This window comes from Pseudomonas sp. PDM30 (genome assembly GCF_019218985.1).
GTDB classification, from domain to species: Bacteria; Pseudomonadota; Gammaproteobacteria; order Pseudomonadales; family Pseudomonadaceae; genus Aquipseudomonas; species Aquipseudomonas jessenii.
Genome location: NZ_JAHUWM010000003.1, coordinates 239,913 through 256,466, shown reverse-complemented (window position 1 = coordinate 256,466; position 16,554 = coordinate 239,913). Strand labels below are relative to the sequence as shown.

At 59.0% G+C, this 16,554-nt stretch carries 17 protein-coding genes; 1 reads left to right on the top strand and 16 read right to left on the bottom strand.

Annotated features, from left to right (window positions below; genetic code table 11):
* Positions 1 to 5: 5 nt before the first annotated feature.
* The 9 genes from KW840_RS08575 to KW840_RS08535 form a co-directional block, all read right to left on the bottom strand.
* Positions 6 to 965, bottom strand: coding sequence for a diiron oxygenase (locus KW840_RS08575; RefSeq protein WP_218494962.1), 960 nt, complete (start codon positions 963 to 965; stop codon positions 6 to 8).
* Between the two features lie 67 nt (positions 966 to 1,032).
* On the bottom strand, positions 1,033 to 1,791 hold the full coding sequence (locus KW840_RS08570; protein WP_218494961.1) for a TauD/TfdA family dioxygenase: 759 nt from the start codon (positions 1,789 to 1,791) through the stop codon (positions 1,033 to 1,035).
* An 18-nt stretch (positions 1,792 to 1,809) separates the two neighbouring features.
* On the bottom strand, positions 1,810 to 2,685 hold the full coding sequence (locus KW840_RS08565) for a branched-chain amino acid aminotransferase (protein WP_218494960.1): 876 nt from the start codon (positions 2,683 to 2,685) through the stop codon (positions 1,810 to 1,812).
* A 31-nt stretch (positions 2,686 to 2,716) separates the two neighbouring features.
* On the bottom strand, positions 2,717 to 4,057 hold the full coding sequence (locus tag KW840_RS08560; RefSeq protein ID WP_057716349.1) for a KamA family radical SAM protein: 1,341 nt from the start codon (positions 4,055 to 4,057) through the stop codon (positions 2,717 to 2,719).
* Positions 4,058 to 4,089: 32 nt separating this feature from the next.
* Positions 4,090 to 4,734 carry a glutathione transferase gene (gene yfcF, locus KW840_RS08555; RefSeq protein WP_218494959.1) on the bottom strand — a complete coding sequence of 215 codons (645 nt, stop codon included), beginning with the start codon at positions 4,732 to 4,734 and terminating at the stop codon, positions 4,090 to 4,092.
* Between the two features lie 243 nt (positions 4,735 to 4,977).
* Positions 4,978 to 5,463 carry a cupin domain-containing protein gene (locus KW840_RS08550; RefSeq protein ID WP_218494958.1) on the bottom strand — a complete coding sequence of 162 codons (486 nt, stop codon included), beginning with the start codon at positions 5,461 to 5,463 and terminating at the stop codon, positions 4,978 to 4,980.
* Positions 5,464 to 5,546: 83 nt separating this feature from the next.
* On the bottom strand, positions 5,547 to 6,041 hold the full coding sequence (locus KW840_RS08545) for a RidA family protein (protein WP_046040191.1): 495 nt from the start codon (positions 6,039 to 6,041) through the stop codon (positions 5,547 to 5,549).
* A gap of 48 nt (positions 6,042 to 6,089) precedes the next feature.
* Positions 6,090 to 7,370, bottom strand: coding sequence for an acetyl-CoA carboxylase biotin carboxylase subunit family protein (locus KW840_RS08540; protein WP_218494957.1), 1,281 nt, complete (start codon positions 7,368 to 7,370; stop codon positions 6,090 to 6,092).
* A 42-nt stretch (positions 7,371 to 7,412) separates the two neighbouring features.
* Positions 7,413 to 8,513, bottom strand: a complete 1,101-nt coding sequence (locus tag KW840_RS08535; RefSeq protein ID WP_057716353.1) for a hypothetical protein — start codon at positions 8,511 to 8,513, stop codon at positions 7,413 to 7,415.
* Positions 8,514 to 8,661: 148 nt separating this feature from the next.
* Here KW840_RS08535 and KW840_RS08530 point away from each other — a divergent pair, with 148 nt between their 5' ends.
* A complete protein-coding gene (locus KW840_RS08530; RefSeq protein WP_218494956.1) occupies positions 8,662 to 10,080 on the top strand; it encodes a PLP-dependent aminotransferase family protein in 1,419 nt (472 codons plus the stop codon).
* Between the two features lie 283 nt (positions 10,081 to 10,363).
* On the opposite strand, the gene KW840_RS08525 is transcribed toward KW840_RS08530, so the two are convergent.
* The 7 genes from KW840_RS08525 to cyoA all read right to left on the bottom strand — a co-directional run bounded on the left by KW840_RS08525 (position 10,364) and on the right by cyoA (position 16,550).
* Complete coding sequence (locus KW840_RS08525) at positions 10,364 to 10,816, bottom strand: hypothetical protein (RefSeq protein ID WP_090453165.1); 453 nt, start codon at positions 10,814 to 10,816, stop codon at positions 10,364 to 10,366.
* Positions 10,800 to 11,438 carry a DUF6036 family nucleotidyltransferase gene (locus tag KW840_RS08520; RefSeq protein WP_218494955.1) on the bottom strand — a complete coding sequence of 213 codons (639 nt, stop codon included), beginning with the start codon at positions 11,436 to 11,438 and terminating at the stop codon, positions 10,800 to 10,802. Before KW840_RS08520 ends, KW840_RS08525 begins: the two co-directional genes overlap by 17 nt.
* Positions 11,439 to 11,706: 268 nt before the next feature.
* Positions 11,707 to 12,594, bottom strand: coding sequence for a heme o synthase (cyoE, locus tag KW840_RS08515; protein WP_057716357.1), 888 nt, complete (start codon positions 12,592 to 12,594; stop codon positions 11,707 to 11,709).
* Between the two features lie 11 nt (positions 12,595 to 12,605).
* On the bottom strand, positions 12,606 to 12,947 hold the full coding sequence (gene cyoD / locus KW840_RS08510; protein WP_090453161.1) for a cytochrome o ubiquinol oxidase subunit IV: 342 nt from the start codon (positions 12,945 to 12,947) through the stop codon (positions 12,606 to 12,608).
* Entirely contained in the window at positions 12,948 to 13,568 is a 621-nt protein-coding gene (locus KW840_RS08505; RefSeq protein WP_030128695.1) for a cytochrome o ubiquinol oxidase subunit III, read from the bottom strand.
* Between the two features lie 3 nt (positions 13,569 to 13,571).
* Positions 13,572 to 15,602 carry a cytochrome o ubiquinol oxidase subunit I gene (gene cyoB / locus KW840_RS08500; RefSeq protein WP_015093557.1) on the bottom strand — a complete coding sequence of 677 codons (2,031 nt, stop codon included), beginning with the start codon at positions 15,600 to 15,602 and terminating at the stop codon, positions 13,572 to 13,574.
* Between the two features lie 3 nt (positions 15,603 to 15,605).
* Positions 15,606 to 16,550, bottom strand: coding sequence for a ubiquinol oxidase subunit II (gene cyoA / locus KW840_RS08495; protein WP_057716359.1), 945 nt, complete (start codon positions 16,548 to 16,550; stop codon positions 15,606 to 15,608).
* Positions 16,551 to 16,554: the final 4 nt, after the last annotated feature.

The window sequence follows — 16,554 nt, the reverse complement described above, 5'->3', positions numbered from 1 at the left end:
CGGGTTCAGGCGACCGCCGTGGTTTTGAGGGTCGGACGAAAGTCGAAATCGATCTGGTCGCTGATGCCCAGGTCATGGGCCAATTTATGCAGGCCACTGTAGTCACGCATGATGGTCGCGTTCCTGTTGCTCTCGCGGGTGTCGGCAATGATCAGCGCCGCCTCCTCGACCCCGAGCTGCGTCAGAATCGCCTCCCACATGGAGTAGTCCTGAGCGATAAAAGCACTCAGCGCCACTGACAGGTTGCGTGCGAAAAATTCCCGTTGAGTGGGCTGCATGTTGGCGTACATGACCTTCGCCACTTCGGCCAGCACCTTGCTGTGGGCGTACTCGTCGCGGTTGTGCAGTTCGGCCACCCGGCGGTTCTGCGGCTGGATGGTCTGGTCGTCCGCCAGCAAGTCCAGATAGGCGTTGACGCTGATCTCGGCCACCACCGCAAAAGTGATCGCCGCCAGATCCCGCTGCCATTGCTCTGGCAGTTCTGCATGCAGGGCCTTCAGGCGCAGGTAAGTGACGGACGGCGGCAGATCCAGATCCTGCTCCAGCGCCCGGTCCAGTTTGGTCCGCTCGATGGCGCGCAGGTGCATCAGCGTGTGGTAGTGCTCGTCGATCAGGGTTTGTTGCATGGCCTCGCGAAAATGCCAGTCATCCTTGCCCAGGTACTGATTGGCGATGACACTGAGTGCCGGGTTGACCACGTGTTCTTCGGCGGTGACGGTGCGCAGGTTGTAGCCGATCCAGCCCCAGGTCACCACGCTGCTTTTGAGCTCGTCGCTCAAGGCCTGGAATTTCGGATGATGGAAGAACGGCACCATGCACTCCGGGTAGTCCGGCCGCGCGGGGTCGAACACTTCCTCCACCTGGCCCCTGTCCGGCGAACACACCGTGGCGCGCTTGGTCCAGGCCTGGTTGAGCCGCACGATCAGTTGATGATCGACCTGGGCGATCTCGATTGCTGTTTGCATGACGCGATACCTGTAAGGCGCGTACCCGCCAGGGGGTACGCCAAAAGAATGTAGGGCGACGGAAAAATCAGGCCAGCCAATAGCGGGTCAGGTTGCGCGCCGGGTCAGTGTAACGACTGCGGGCGTGAATCATCCGCCAGTTGTCCCAAATCAGCAGGCATCCGTCGGGAATCAACACCGGAACGTTGTGCTCGACGAAGTACGCTTCGCCGAGCACGGCAAACCTGGCCAGCGGCGAGGTGTTGTTGGTCACCAGTGATTGCTGCAACGCTTCCTTGGACGGGTTCACGTCGCCGTAGTGAAACTGGTTGTAGCTGAAGCGGAAAATATCCCCGTCTTCCGTAGGCGTGAGGATGTACTCCTTGACCCGCCGCTGTCCTGGTTCACCCGGTTTGGCGGTGGCGACAAATTCTACCGGCGTGTCATCCAGCCACTCACGCAGTTCCGGTTCACTGCGCTCCAGGGACTTGAGAAATTCGTAGCCGTCCACCAACCCGGTGTGCCCGCCACCGCACCTGGCCTGTTTATGGCAATGCAACGCCAGATAGCGTGGCGGCGGCCCGTACACCGGCGCTTCAGTGTGCGGGCCGATGCCGTTCATGCTCTGGGAATACGGCAAGTCTTCGTAACCCGGCTTCCGGGTAATGGCAAAGGCCGTCTGGCCGTTGAACTGCGGAATGATCCGACCGAACTCGCACAAGGTGCCTACGACATCATCAGCAAATTCGTCCGGTGTCAGCACCGTCCAGCCCAACGTCGACAGCTCTTCGTGACGATGGCCGAGCGAAATGCAAGGTTGAGACGCAACAATCCCTTGGTCTGACATGGTGAGATTCCTGGCGGGTTATCCGGCGTTGACGGTTGAGGTGTAAGCGGCGATGAAGTCGCGGCAGGCGTCACCCGGTCGATAGTGCTGCTCATCGATGCTCTGCACCGGGGTGATTTCGGCGGCGGTGCCGGTGAGAAAACACTCATCGAAGTCGCCAAGCTCTGTAGGCAAAATCGTGCGTTCGACCACCTGGTAGTCCAGCGCTTTGGCCAGTTCGATCACGGTCTGGCGGGTGATGCCGTTGAGGAAGCAATCCGGCAGCGGGGTGTGCAGCGTCCGGTCTTTGACGAAAAACACATTAGCGCTGGTGGCTTCGGCAACATGGCCGCGCCAGTCGAGCATCAGCGCGTCGTGGTAACCCGTGTTCTCGGCGTCGTGCTTGCTCAGTGTGGCGATCTGGTAATGCCCGGATGCCTTGGCCTGGAACGGGCTGCTGCTCGGTGGCGGGCGGCGCCAGCTCGCGGTCTTCAAGCGGATACCAGCCATGCGCGCCGCCGGGTCGAAATAGCTCGGCCACTGCCAGCAAGCGATGGCCACATGCACACGGTTGAAACGTGCCGAGGTGGAGATCATCTCGCTGCCACGCCAGGCCACCGGGCGCAGGTAGCCGTCGACAACCTTGTTGCGTTGCAGCAGTTCATGGCTCGCCGCTTCCAGTTCAGCCATCTCATAGGGGATGGCAAAGTCCATCCATTGCGCCGAGCGATACAAGCGCTCGCTGTGTTCGCGCAGCTTGAAAATCCTGCCGTTGTAGACCCGCTCGCCTTCATACACGGTGCTCGCGTAATGCAGGCCATGGGTCAGCACATGCAACTGCGCCCGGGACCACTCGACGAACTCGCCGTCGAGCCAGATAACGCCCTCGCGCTGATCAAACGGGATACTGCTCATATCCATATCTCCCCATTGTTCGTGAATTTTCCTACGCCGTTTCCAGCAACACGGGTATCAATTCCGGCACGGCAGTGAGCTCGGTCTGAAAGAAGAACGCACGCTCGCCGAAGGCCGGTTGCAAGTCGTCGAACCAGGTCACTTGCGGATCGAAGCGCGCGTAGAACGTGCGCAACACCCATTGCGGATTGCGTGCCTGGAGGAACTGCAAGACGAAGACCTTTTCCCCGGCGACGGTCTCGATGCCGTTGATCAACACCTTGCCGTAGAAGGTGCTCATGGACGGCCCGCGCACCGTTCGCGCCAGCCCCGATACCGTGCGGTACGCCGCCTGGAAGATCTCGAAGGCCCGGGCCAGCGGCATCTCGAAGTAGTGGCTGGGCCCGGTGTCACGCTCGACGAACATGTAATAAGGCACCGCCCCGAGCCGCACCCCTTCGGTCCACAACGCCGCCCAGTCAGCGGGGTTTTCGTTGACGTGGCGGATCACCGGCGCCTGCATGCGCACCGTCGCGCCCGTCGAGCGAATACGCTCGATGGCCTGGCGGGCGATGACCTGGCGGATCTCCACCGGGTGGTTGTAGTGGCCCATGATCGACAGGTTTTTCCCCGCCGCGACGATGCGCTGGAACAGCTCCAGCAGCTCAGGTGCATCCTTGTCGCTGACAAAACGCTGCGGCCAGTACGCCACGGACTTGGTGCCGATGCGGATGTTCTTCAGGTGTGGCAAATCCAGCAGCGGCTCGATGTAACCGGCCAGGGAGCGGGTGTTCATGATCATCGGGTCGCCGCCGGTAATCAGCACGTCGGTCACTTCGGTGTGCACCCTCAGGTAACTGACCAGCTCCTGGGACTCACGGGCGTTGAACTTGAGTTCTTCCTCGCCGATGAACTGCGCCCAGCGGAAACAGAAGGTGCAGTACGCGTGACAGGTCTGACCGGCGCCGGGGAAAAACAGCACGGTCTCGCGGTACTTGTGCTGGATGCCCGGCAGGACCTTGCCGTTGAGGGTGACTCCGTTGTGGGTCAACTGCCCGGCCGGATGCGGGTTCATGCGCCGCCAGATCGCCTCGATCCGACGCTTGATCGCCGCGCTGTCATCCTGCTCGATCAGTTGTTTGAGCGAGGCATATTCCTCCGCCAGCAACATGTCCTTGTGGGGAAAAGTCATGCGCAAAACCGGATCGTCCGGAATGTTGTTCCAGTCGATCAGCGTGCCCAGCACGTATTCGTTGGTGCGAAACGGCATGACCCTGGCCACCACGGTCATGGCCTCCTGCAACGCCGGCGTCAGCTTGTGCCAGTACGGTGTGTCGCGGATGGTGCGTGAGTTATAGGGTTTGTAGCGTTCGTGCTCCGACAGTCCTTGCATGGCCGCGCTCCTGGTGATTGCCCTGAGTGTTGTTACGCGATGGCCGGCGCTTTGCGCTCTATGTCCATCCACGCCCGAACGCTGTCGCGATCCCACTGGCGACGCACATACGCTTCGAGCCGTGCTGGCACCGGATCGCCGTTGGCAACCAGTCGGTTGAGCATGATTGCCAGGTCGGTGTCGGCAATGCTCCAGTCACCGAACAGATGCTCGGCGCCCTCTTCCAGCAAATACCCGGCGACGAAGAACAGGCGCTCGACGGCGGCTTGGGCCTCGTCGGACAGCACGGTGTTTTTCTTGCCGAAGTACACCAGGTCAAACGGGCGCTCCTTGCGCACCAACAACAAGTCACTGCGCAACCAGGCCTGCAATTGACGGGCACGGGCGCGCTGGCGAATGTCCTGCGGATAGAGTTTTTTATGCCCCGGGGAGAGTTCATCAAGGTATTCGGCAATCGCCGATGATTCCGACAAGGCAAAATCGTCGTGAACCAGCGTTGGAATCTTGCAGGTCAGCGAAAGATTGCGATAAGTCGCCAGATAGTTTTCGAGTGCTTTTAGATCGACAGTAATAAGTTCAAATGAAAGTTGCTTTTCCTTGAGCGCCACAAAAGCCGACATCGCAAAAGCGCTGACATGATCGGCGCCGACATACAGTTTTAGCTTCCTGTTATCCATAGAACACTCCATTCACTGACTGCAGGGATTAACGTGCATTGGAAGTGATCGTAGTTAGTTGGATGAAGGCTGGATAGATACAGAATTTGCCTGTTTCAATCGATACAGAAAGTTGTTTTTCACCGACAGATACGCAGCGAAAATCCCGGCAATAGCGCTGTAAAAGGCGATACCGGTGGCAGGTCTGAAAAACAAAAAAGGGAGCCAACGATGGTTGGCTCCCTTGGCTGATGCGCTGGGAAATTACGGCTGGGTGGTGATCAGGCCATGGCTGTCGGCAAAGTTCGAAAGCAGTGCCATTTGCGGCATATTGCTGATGTTCAGCATCGCCAAAGGCTCGTGTTTACTGGTGTTGACGAAGCCGTGTCTGGTCCACGCCGGTACCAGTAGCACATCGCCGTTGCTGACGTTGACCCCGTCGGCATCGCCTAGGGTCAACACGCCGCTGCCGCACTGGATGACAAACAGATGCCACCAGGAATGGGCATGACCGTTGAGCGTCACACCGGGGTTGAGCCATTGCATGGCGATCGCCATGCCAGGCGTCACTTCACAGCCTTCAATGCTCTTTTCATGAGCCAACGCGACAATATCAACGTCGCTGGCTTCAAGGGTCTGGCGCATATCCGTCAGTTCAGTGCCTTTCCATACCTTGGGACTTGGCGCTCGATGGTGCAGGCTTTGACGAAAGTCCTTATATGAAAAAAACGCACCTTGAAAGTTATCCATTCGCACGTCCTTTCTTATTATTTCCCATACTTTAGCGCTAAACCTTAAGTTAACGGCTCAGCGCTGTAAAGTCTGGAAAAAACTTATAAAACCGATGGGCGCAAGGCGGCAATCATGTCCACTTCTATCGCGGCATTCTTGGGTAACTGATAAACACCGACCGTGGTGCGGGTATGTTTGCCGGCATCGCCCAGTACATGGCTGAACACATCCGAGGCGCCGTTGGCCACTTCGCTCAAATCGACAAAGTCCGCCGTGGACTTCACATACACCGTTACCCGGATCAGTGACTTGATCTTGTCCAGCGAACCAATGGCATCGACGATCAACGCCAACCCCCGCATCGCACTGATGCTGGCGGCTGCTTGCGCATCGGCCATGCTGAGGTCCAGCCCGACGCGGCCGGGGTAATGGATCTTGCCGTTCATGCGCGGCACCAGGCCGCTGATGTACAGCTCATCGTGATGACGGATCAGCGGCGCGTAATGCCCGCCTGCGGTGTTTTCGCCGTAAATGTCATAACCAAACTCTTTGGCCAGGGCGATGAAGCGTTCATCGCAGGTCATGTGCTGGATCATTGATCGAACCCTCTTGATCAGTAATGCAAAAAACGGGTGCTTGCTGGCTCAACACACGGCGCGAGTGACCGGTGCCAGGCAAGTCACCTCGATGCGTGACTCAATCACCTCGGCCAGACGCAACAGGTCGTTGCTCAGTTGCCCGTAGTGTTCGTTGAACAACACGATGTGGCCGATGAATGAGAAGTTGTCCTTGACCTGCGCGCTGACCGAGTCACCGATGCGCTTGGCGTACTGGCCTTCCACCAGTTCAATGCGCAGCGAACGGGCCACGGTGGCGATGTCGGGCGTTGCCCGCAGGATGCCGCCGGCCGGCGCCCGCAGCAGGCGAATGCCGCAGTAGCCGCGGGCCACTGGCTCATGCTGTTCGGTCTTGCCTTCCACCGCCCAGCGCACCCAGCGTTCCCACGGATCGAAATTGACGAAGGCGCGTTTGGCCAGGTCCCAGATGTGCATGCCGCCGGGGCGCATGTTGGTTTCCACGGCCGAGGTCAGGTTGTCGCTGCGCAGGAACACTTCGTTGTGCCAGGCACCGTTGTCCTGGGAGACCAGCGCCGACATGTGCTGGCCAGCCGCCATCAGCCGCGCCTGCACGTCCACCGACAACGGCGCTGGCACCACTTGCTGGATCTCGGCGCGGTAGGCGCCTTCGGTGGTGGTTTTTTCCGTCACCCAGGTGCTGCCGGCCACACAATCCCAGCTGTATTCACGGGCGTTCTGCACCAGCGCTTCAAGGACGATGCCACCTTCGCGGTAAGGCTTCAGGGCCAGCCAGGCGTCATCGCATTCCGACGGGTGATGGATGACGCGACAGCCCCGGCTCGCACCTTCGCAGGCCGGTTTGATGAAGGCCTTGCCGCCCAGTTCGACGACGCGCTGGCGCAGTTCCGACAGGTTATCGACCCGCGCGGAAAACACCGGCCGGTAATCTCCGGGGGAGGTGCTGGCCGCCGCTTCGAGCCGACGGAAGATCTGCTTGTCCAGGCCCGCCCGCGATTCTTCCGGGGTAATGCCCGGCAGGCCGAAGTGAGTGGCCAGCGCTGCACCGAGCAGCACGCCGCGATCGGAGAACGGCAGTATGCCGATCAGCTTCCAGCTGTCGGCATTCAGGCACCCCACCACCAGTTCAAGGGACGCCGCCACATCTTCTTCCGCCAGCGAAGTGCTGCAGACGTGATCGGCCACCTGGTCGTCATGGGGCTGGATTTTCTCGACCAGCAGGATGAGCCTGGCGTTGTAGAGCGACTTGCACAGCTCGCGCAGTTTCTGGATGTCGTGCACCCGATTGCCGTTGTAACCGACCACTACTACACATGAAGTCGTATTCATAATGCCCCTGACCTGCAAAGTGAAAACCGCAACGGCAATGACTCAGTCATGCAACGACGCATTGGATTTACGGTTGAGCCAGTACCAGGCCAGGATCCCTGCGGCACCGATGGCGGCCAGCACCAGCGCGTTGTACGGCGCCGGCACCACCCGCATGATCAACACGGTCAGCCCGGCCCCGACGCCCAGGGACACTTCCTTGACGAACATGTTGTTCTGTTTGACGGAGAAGTAATCGAGGTAGCTGAAGGCGCATTCGGCAATGGACAGCAGCGCCACCCAGACCAGCGCCCCGGCGAGGGTTTCGACGTGGAACGCGGCAGGCGAAGACAGCACCGCAAAACCGCCGACGATGATCCCGATCACCGCCACGACCTTGTAGCGCCCGGTGCGCTCGATCAGCTTCATCACCGGCACTTGGGCGAAGACCACCACGGCGCTGTTGAGGATCAGCATCAAGCCGTACCAGGCCGGCAACTCGCCGGTCTTGAGCAGGATTGCCTGTGGCAGGATCGAGAACACCCCGAACAGCTTGATGCCCATGATGATCCCGGCGATCACCCAGGGCAGTTTGTTGCCCCAGTTGCTGCCGACCTGAGTGGCCGGGCGGGCTACCACCGGCTCGGTGGTGAATGTCGCGCCGAGGGCGATCGGCAGGCACAGCAACACGAACGCCGCCGCACCGAGGAAAAACATCGTAGGCGTGAGAAGCGGCGACAGCAGGATCAAACCGGCCACCAGGCTGCCCATGTTCATGGCCACGCGGTTGTAGGCCGCGCCTTCCTTGGTCTGGGCCGCTTCGCTCTTGATCAGGTAACCGGCAATGGCAATGCCGTAGGCAAACAACGCGGCAGCAAACATCACCATGCCTTGATTGCTGGTCAACGCCAGCAGTACCAGGCCAAGGCCGGCACACAGCAGCGTGACGCTCAGGGAACGACGGCCAAGTACCAGTAAAGTCAGGGGCAACAGCAGCAACAAGGCGCGATATCCAAGGGCCAGGATGCTGTTGGTGGCCGTGTCGAGCCAGACGTTGGCCTTGCCCAGTACCGCGAACAGCGAGACGGCGGTGATGATCCGGATCGTGAATAACCGCAGGTTAATGACCGGTTTAGCCACCGCGACCGTTGTTTCGACACTCATGCAGCACCTCAGGAACCGGGTGAATGCCCGCCGACAACGGTGGACATTCAGAAAAGTCTGTAAGGGCATGGTAGAGAGAGAGGCGTGTCCTGATCAGGGCAAGTTCGTATAGAATCCAACGAACTTTACTGCCGGAGAGACCAGTAAAATGCAGGTTCAACGTGCAGTCATTGCCGCCATTGAATTCCAGCCCGGCGCGCCGCTGGTGCAGCAGATCGTCGATCAACTGACGCATGCCATCAGCACCGGTGGCCTGCCCCACGGCGCCAAGCTGCCGCCGATTCGCGAACTCTCCGACTTGATGAACGTGGGCAAGTCCACGGTGGTCGATGCACTGGACCGCATGCGGGCCAAAGGGCTGGTGGTGTCGCGCCAGGGCTCCGGGCATTACGTGCATCGCTCCGAAGCGGCGCTGAAAAGCGGCACCGGTCCGGACCTGCAACCCCAGGACACCCTCAGCGTGATTCGTCGCGCCTTGCTGCTGGACAACGGCGCACTGCGCCCCGGCTGCGGTTTTCTGCCGACCTCGTGGCTACCCGCCGAAGAATTGCAGAAAGCCGTGCGCAGTACCCTGCGAGCAACGTCGTTGCGCATGGGCGAATACGGCGTGGCCGGCGGTTACTTGCCGTTGCGCCAGGCCCTGCGGGTGAAACTGGCGACCTTCGGCATCGAAGCGCCGGTGGACCAGATCATCACCACCGCCAACACCATGCAGGCCATCGACCTGCTGATGCGCCTGCTGGTCAAACCCGGCGACACCGTACTGCTCGACGACCCCTGCTACTTCAACATGCACGCCAACCTGGCGCTGCACGGGGCCAAAGTCATCACCATCGCCCGGGATTGCGACGGCATGGACCTCGACGCGTTCGAGCAACTGCTGATCGCCCACAAACCCGTGCTGTACATGACCAACAGCACGCTGCATAACCCCACCGGCCACTCGTTCACCCCGGCCCAGGTTTACCGCTTGCTGGAACTGAGCCACCGCCATGGCTTCCACATCGTCGAAGACGACCTGTACTGCGACATCCAGCAACGCCGCACCCCGCGCCTGGCCGCCAGCGGGCTGGACAACGTGAGTTATGTCTCCGGCTTCTCCAAGACCCTGACCGCCAACAGCCGGGTCAGCTACACCGTACTCTCGCCACAATTGGCGGCGCGGATGGTCGCGTTGAAAATGGCCTGCGGTGGCGTGACCTCGGAACTGGCGGAGCAGATCACCTGCACCATGCTCAGCGACGGCAGCTATGCCAAGCATGCGCGGCGCACGGTGGATCGGCTGTATGAATCGAACAGTCGTGTGGCCAGTTGGTTGGCGGAGGCCGGGTGTTCGCTTTCCTCGCTTCCCGGGGAAGGGGTGTTTATATGGGCGCGGTTGCCGGACGGCCTGCATGCCGAAAACCTGGCTCGCCAAGGGCTGGAGAACAATATGGTATTGGCGCCGGGCACCTTGCTGAGCAAAGGGCCGGATGCCAGCCAGTTCCTGCGCTTCAATGTGGCGCACAGTGACAGCTTGCAGGTGCGCGAGCGGTATTTCCGGTTGCTTGATAAGCAAAGCAAGTAACCGACGACCACCGACCCTGTGGGAGCGAGCTTGCTCGCGATGAGGCCGTCACATTCAAAATTGATGTTGCCTGACACGCCGCCATCGCGAGCAAGCTCGCTCCCACAAGGGTTCAGCGTCGTACCCGATATCAGCGATAACGTGGTGAAGGTGCTCGATACCCCCTGTAACAACCGCGCATGAATGAAAAAGCCCCACCGTTCTCTCGAAAGGAGGGGCTTTGCGCTGCAGGCCGTTTCAATTTTTGGGCCAAACGATGCAGCCTCTTCGCTGCAACCAGAGCTCAGGAAAACATGGCGCGCTGCTCAGCTTCGTAATGCCGGGTCTGAAAAGGCATGAGGGCTTGGGCTTTTAGGCCGAGGCCCTCACTCAACCCCCAAGAGACAGCGAGTTCATCACGGCGTCGACGCAATGGCGTGACGGTTTGTAGCATCACGGCTTGCACGGAAGTCGAATGTGCAAAAAGCTCGAGGACATTGAGCGTTTCCGACACCCGGAGATCGGACAAGCAAGCAAATCGAGTGAATCGCTCGAGCAGATAGCCGGCGCGCCGGACCTCCACTTCGTCAGTGTGACGATTCAAAAAAGCGGTTACCTCGCTTTCAAGATTTGAGTCCGAGTACCAGACAGCTTTGGCGGCGCTCACGAGAGCAGCGTCATCCGCTTGATTTAAAGGTCTTTTTACCAGCGTGTCCAAGGCGGATGAGAGGACGTGGCCGCTATGGGGCTTCGTCATCTGTGCTCTCCAGATAATCATGCAAAATATTAGTGAGAACGGAGATTGGTGGCTCCTTGTTGCCAACATATACATCAATTGCCTGCAATGCCAGTCGACGGAACTCGGTAGTCAAGATGAAACCAGCCCTGAGAAGTGCCTTGATATCACCAATGTCCTGATCGGTCGCTCTGCCCAGTTTGGAGATGGCAATGTCGACAGGTGCTGCGATATGAACGTGCAGCGGGGACTCTATCGGAAACGCTTCAATAGGAAGGCTCCGCTCCCAATAGTCCTCATGTATTGGCCCAAAACTGGTGTTGTATTGCAGGTCGTAGTTCAGCTCCATCAATCGACCGGATCGCTCATCAACAAACTGTTCGGGTATCTCTGCGAGCATGGTTTGCAGGTGTAAACCTTCGGGAACATGAGCCTCATAAATCTCGGCATCGACGTCGGTGGAAACGCGATGATGGGTATAAAGGTGAACAGCGCAGCCACCGAAAACGATAATTTTGACTGCCCCTGGTCCTGCGTTCTCTAGCTCCAGTTCCGCTTCGACAGATTTGAATATTGAAATCAAAGCCTGCCCCAACGCTGTTTCCGTATTAACACGCGGGGTGATTACCTCTGGTAGCTCCATCGTAGATCCTCTGGGATGCTCGTAATAACGGCTCCCGAGGCTAGATAGGCGACTTCCGACCCTCAACCTGAAAAACCCGTGGGAAAGTTCAGGCAAATCCGTAAGCATTTTTGCCGGTCAGGCCCCCTATCGTAAGAGGCCTGTCAGTCCGCGTCGCGGCCATAGCAAGCAGGCTCGCGATGGCGGCAACGCGGTCCCGCAGAAAGCACCCAACAAAAAGCCCCGCTCTTCTCTCGAAGGCGGGGCTTTTCTTTACAGCATCCGACGCTTAAGGCGCGTACGTCAGCAACAACTCCGCCGGCACTTTGAAGTCCAGGGACATCATCACGCTCAACGCGGTAATGGTGAAGATCGAGAACACGAACAGCTTGCGTGCCCAGACCGTGTCATCCACTGCCTTGTAGCCGGTCCAGGCCATGTACAGCCAGTACATGCCCATGGCCGCGGCGACGGCGAGGTAGCTCATGCCGGCGTAGCCGCTGAAGGTCAGCATCAAGGTCGCCACGAGGAACGCCAGGATGTAGAGCAGGATGTGCTTCTTGGCCACCTGGATGCCGCGCTTCACCGGCAGCACCGGAATCGATGCGGCCAGGTAATCGTTGAAGCGGAAGATCGCGATGGCGTAGGAATGCGGCATCTGCCACAGGCTGAACATCACCAGCAGGGTCAGCGCGGCCATGTCGAAGGTGTTGCTGACTGCGACGTAGCCAATCACCGGCGGCATGGCGCCCGACAGACTGCCCACCAGCGTGCCGTGAACCGACTTGCGCTTGAGGTACAGGCTGTAGAAGCCGACGTAGATCACGAAGCCGATGACTGCGAACAACGCAGCCAACGGGTTGGCCACCTTGTACAACAGCGCAACGCCGGCGACACCCAGGACGGTCGCGTAGATCAGGGCCAGTTTCAGGGAGATCAAGCCCTGGACCAGCACCCGGTTCTTGGTGCGTTCCATCTTCAGGTCGATGTCGCGGTCGATGCAGTTGTTGAACACGCAACCGGAGGCAACCACCAGGGACGTGCCGATCATGGCGGCCAGGAAGATGGCCAGATCGACATGCCCTTTGGAGGCCAGGAAAAATCCGCCTGCCACAGAAAGCACGTTACCGAAAATGATCCCCGGTTTGGTGATTTGGATAAAGTGCTTGAGGGACATGCGGACTTACCTCACTTCGCCATCATGAACGTGTGGATGCTGAACATGATCCACAGCGACAGGCCAACCAGCAGGACAATCACGATCGCGGCGAAGACAAACGCAATCACGTTGTTTCGCTGCGCGGCCGAACGGTCCAGGTGCAGGAAGTACACCAGGTGCACCAGCACCTGGACGATCGCGAACGCCAGGACGATCAACAGGGTGATCGACTTCGGCAGTGTCGGGTACATCACCAGACCGAAAGGAATGGCGGTCAGGATCACCGACAGGATGAAGCCGATGACGTACGACTTGTAGCTGCCGTGACCGGCGTCGTCGTGGCCATGGTGGGAATGAGCTGGGTTAGCCATTTACATAGTCCCCATCAGATAAACAACGGTGAATACGCAGATCCAGACGACGTCCAGGAAGTGCCAGAACAGGCTCAGGCAGCTCAGACGGGTCTTGTTGGTCGAGGTCAGGCCATGCTTGTTGACCTGATACATCATGATCGCCATCCAGATCAGACCGCTGGTCACGTGCAGACCGTGGGTACCGACCAGGGTGAAGAACCCGGACAGGAAGCCGGAACGGCTAGGGCCGTAGCCTTCGGAGATCAAGATGTGGAACTCGTTGATCTCCATGCCGATGAAGCCCAGGCCGAACAGGAAGGTCATGGCCAACCAGCCCAGGACCTGCTTCTTGTTGCCCCGGTAGAACGCCAGCATGGCGAAGCCGTAGGTGATCGAACTGAACAACAGCAGAGCGGTTTCGCCCAGCACGTATGGCAGTTCGAAGATGTCGTGGCCCGACGGACCACCCGCTACGTTGTTAACCAGTACCGCGTACACCGCGAAGATCGACGCAAACAGAATGCAGTCGGTCATCAGGTAGAGCCAGAAACCGTATACGGTCATCTCGCCCGAGTCGTGGTGGTCATCGTGCCCATGGTCACCATGGGCGTGTCCAACATTGGTCACTAAATTCGACATGGTTTAAGCCTGTTCCAACGAGGTTTCAACACGGGTGGCGGTGGCCGGGATTTTCCCTGCCGCTACCAGGCGCTTGTGCTGCTCGGCTTCGATGCGCTCGATCACGTCGACCGGCACCATATAGCCTTGATCATCACGGGCCGCGTGGATCACGAAGTAGATCACGGTGCCGGCCAGGCTAGCGATTGCCAGCCACCAGATGTGCCAGATCATCGCGAAACCGAACACGGTCAACAGCGCGCCCATGACCACACCGGTGGCGGTGTTGTTAGGCATGTGGATCGGCTGGTACTTGGCCGGAGCCTTGTACGCGGTGCCGTTTTCCTTGGCTTCGGTGAACGGGTCGATGCAGTCGGCTTTCGGCAGCACGGCAAAGTTGTAGAACGGTGGTGGCGACGAGGTCGACCATTCCAGGGTGTGGGCATTCCACGGGTCGCCGTGTTCGCACATGTTTTCCGGCTTGTTGCGGTCACGCACGCTGACGTAGAGCTGGATCAGCTGGCAAGCGATACCCACGGCGATCATCACCGCACCGAACATGGCGACGTACAGGTACGGCACCCACTCAGGGTTGGTGGTGGCGTTCAGACGACGGGTCATGCCCATGAAGCCCAGCGCGTAGAGCGGCATGAACGCGACGAAGAAGCCCGAGATCCAGAACCAGAACGCTGCCTTGCCCCAGCCTTCGTGCAGCTTGAAGCCGAACGCTTTAGGGAAGTAGAACGCGAAACCTGCGATGTAACCGAATACCGCACCGCCGATGATCACGTTATGGAAGTGCGCGATCACGAACAGGCTGTTGTGCAGAACGAAGTCAGCACCCGGGATGGCCAGCAGTACGCCGGTCATGCCGCCGATGGCGAAGGTCACCATGAAGCCCAGGGTCCACAGAACCTGGCTGGTGAAACGCAGACGGCCCTGGTAGATGGTGAACAGCCAGTTGAACAGCTTCACACCCGTCGGGATGGAAATCAGCATCGTCGCCAGACCGAAGAAGGCGTTGACGCTGGCACCCGAACCCATGGTGAAGAAGTGGTGCAGCCAAACCATGAAGCCCAGGATCGAGATCGCGCCCGATGCGTAGACCATCGAGTGGTGGCCGAACAGTTTCTTGCCGGTGAAGGTCGAGATGACTTCGGAGAAGATACCGAACGCTGGCAGGATCAGGATGTACACCTCAGGGTGACCCCATGCCCAGAACAGGTTCACGTACATCATCGGATTGCCACCAAGTTCATTGGTGAAAATGTGGAAATCCATGTAACGGTCAAGCGTCAGCAGAGCCAGGGTAGCGGTCAGGATCGGGAACGAAGCCACGATCAGGACGTTGGCCCAGGTGCAGGTCCAGGTGAAGATCGGCATGTCCATCAGCTTCATGCCAGGGGTACGCATTTTCAGCACGGTGGCCAGGAAGTTGACCCCCGTCAGCGTCGTACCCAGGCCGGATAGCTGTAGCGCCCAGATGTAGTAATCCATCCCCACGCCAGGGCTGTATTGCAGACCCGACAGCGGCGGATAGGCAACCCAGCCGGTCTTGGCGAATTCGCCGACGCCCAGGGACAGGTTGATCAGCACCACACCGGAAACCAGCAGCCAGAAGCTCAGGGAGTTCAGGAACGGGTAGGCAACGTCACGCGCGCCGATCTGCAGCGGCACTGCAAGGTTCATCAGGCCGGTGAAGAATGGCATCGCCATGAAGATGATCATGATCACACCGTGGGCGGTGAAGATCTGGTCATAGTGTTCAGGTGGCAGGTAGCCAGGCGAACCCTCGGTGGCCATGGCCAGCTGGGTACGCATCATGATGGCGTCGGCAAAGCCGCGCAGCAGCATGACCATGGCGACGATGATGTACATCACGCCGATTTTCTTGTGGTCGACCGACGTCAGCCACTCGGTCCACAGGTAGGTCCACTTCTTGAAGTAGGTGATTGCAGCGAACAGCGCCAGACCACCGAGCGCGATCATGGCGATGGTCACCATTACGATCGGCTCGTGGAACGGGACTGCTTCCCAACTTAATTTACCAAACATCGTTTACTCCTCTGCCCCGGCAGCTGAATGCGAGTTCATGTCCATTCCTTGCGTAGCGGCCACTTCTTTCTCTTCTTTCTCGTGCTTCACTTTCGGACCCGGTTTCATGCCTTCGTACTTGTCGACGATGGTCTGGAACAGGTTCGGCGTCACCGAGGAGTAGAGCTCGACTGGGTTGTTCTGGCTTTGCTTGGCAAGGGCTGCGTATTCAGCTTGTTCAAGCTGCTTAGGTGCCTTTTTGACTTCACTTACCCAGGCGTCGAAATCTTCCTGGGAAGTTGCGATCGCTTTGAATTTCATACCGGTGAAACCCGCGCCGCTGTAGTTGGCGGAGATACCGTCCATCTCGGCGTTCTCGTTGGCGATCAGGTGCAGCTTGGTCTGCATGCCCGCCATCGCGTAGATCTGGCCGCCCAGCGCAGGGATGAAGAACGAGTTCATCACGGCGTCGGAAGTGATCTTGAAGTTGATCGGGGTGTGCGCCGGGAACACGATCTTGTTGACCGTGGCGATGCCTTGTTCCGGGTAGATGAACAGCCACTTCCAGTCCAGCGCGACCACTTCGATGGTCACAGGCTTGACGTCGGATTCCAGCGGCTTGTACGGGTCAAGGGCGTGGGTCGACTTGTAGGTGACGTAACCCAGGGCAATGATGATCAGCACTGGAACAGCCCACACCGCGATCTCGATCTTGGTGGAGTGGTTCCATTTCGGGGTGTAGGTAGCGTTGGTGTTGGACGCGCGGTATTTCCAGGCGAACAGGAAGGTCATGATGATGACCGGAACGACGACCAACAGCATCAGCAGCGTTGCGGTGATGATCAGGTTTCGCTCATCCAGACCAACCTGGCCCTTGGGATTGAGCAAGGTCATGTTGCAGCCTGACAGCAACAACGTGCCGATCAGCGGCAATAAGCCTAGTAGTCTGGGGTACCTGTTTTTACTCATCTCA

Excerpts from the sequence above, each read along its gene's own strand:
- yfcF (WP_218494959.1), bottom strand. The coding sequence starts at position 4,734 with ATGGATAACAGGAAGCTAAAACTGTATGTCGGCGCCGATCATGTCAGC.
- cyoB (WP_015093557.1), bottom strand. The coding sequence starts at position 15,602 with ATGTTTGGTAAATTAAGTTGGGAAGCAGTCCCGTTCCACGAGCCGATC.
- KW840_RS08505 (WP_030128695.1), bottom strand. The coding sequence starts at position 13,568 with ATGTCGAATTTAGTGACCAATGTTGGACACGCCCATGGTGACCATGGG.
- KW840_RS08550 (WP_218494958.1), bottom strand. The coding sequence starts at position 5,463 with ATGGATAACTTTCAAGGTGCGTTTTTTTCATATAAGGACTTTCGTCAA.
- KW840_RS08530 (WP_218494956.1), top strand. The coding sequence starts at position 8,662 with ATGCAGGTTCAACGTGCAGTCATTGCCGCCATTGAATTCCAGCCCGGC.
- KW840_RS08525 (WP_090453165.1), bottom strand. The coding sequence starts at position 10,816 with ATGACGAAGCCCCATAGCGGCCACGTCCTCTCATCCGCCTTGGACACG.
- KW840_RS08570 (WP_218494961.1), bottom strand. The coding sequence starts at position 1,791 with ATGTCAGACCAAGGGATTGTTGCGTCTCAACCTTGCATTTCGCTCGGC.
- KW840_RS08535 (WP_057716353.1), bottom strand. The coding sequence starts at position 8,513 with ATGAGTGTCGAAACAACGGTCGCGGTGGCTAAACCGGTCATTAACCTG.
- cyoA (WP_057716359.1), bottom strand. The coding sequence starts at position 16,550 with ATGAGTAAAAACAGGTACCCCAGACTACTAGGCTTATTGCCGCTGATC.
- KW840_RS08520 (WP_218494955.1), bottom strand. The coding sequence starts at position 11,438 with ATGGAGCTACCAGAGGTAATCACCCCGCGTGTTAATACGGAAACAGCG.
- cyoD (WP_090453161.1), bottom strand. The coding sequence starts at position 12,947 with ATGGCTAACCCAGCTCATTCCCACCATGGCCACGACGACGCCGGTCAC.
- KW840_RS08545 (WP_046040191.1), bottom strand. The coding sequence starts at position 6,041 with ATGATCCAGCACATGACCTGCGATGAACGCTTCATCGCCCTGGCCAAA.
- cyoE (WP_057716357.1), bottom strand. The coding sequence starts at position 12,594 with ATGTCCCTCAAGCACTTTATCCAAATCACCAAACCGGGGATCATTTTC.
- KW840_RS08540 (WP_218494957.1), bottom strand. The coding sequence starts at position 7,370 with ATGAATACGACTTCATGTGTAGTAGTGGTCGGTTACAACGGCAATCGG.
- KW840_RS08565 (WP_218494960.1), bottom strand. The coding sequence starts at position 2,685 with ATGAGCAGTATCCCGTTTGATCAGCGCGAGGGCGTTATCTGGCTCGAC.
- KW840_RS08560 (WP_057716349.1), bottom strand. The coding sequence starts at position 4,057 with ATGCAAGGACTGTCGGAGCACGAACGCTACAAACCCTATAACTCACGC.
- KW840_RS08575 (WP_218494962.1), bottom strand. The coding sequence starts at position 965 with ATGCAAACAGCAATCGAGATCGCCCAGGTCGATCATCAACTGATCGTG.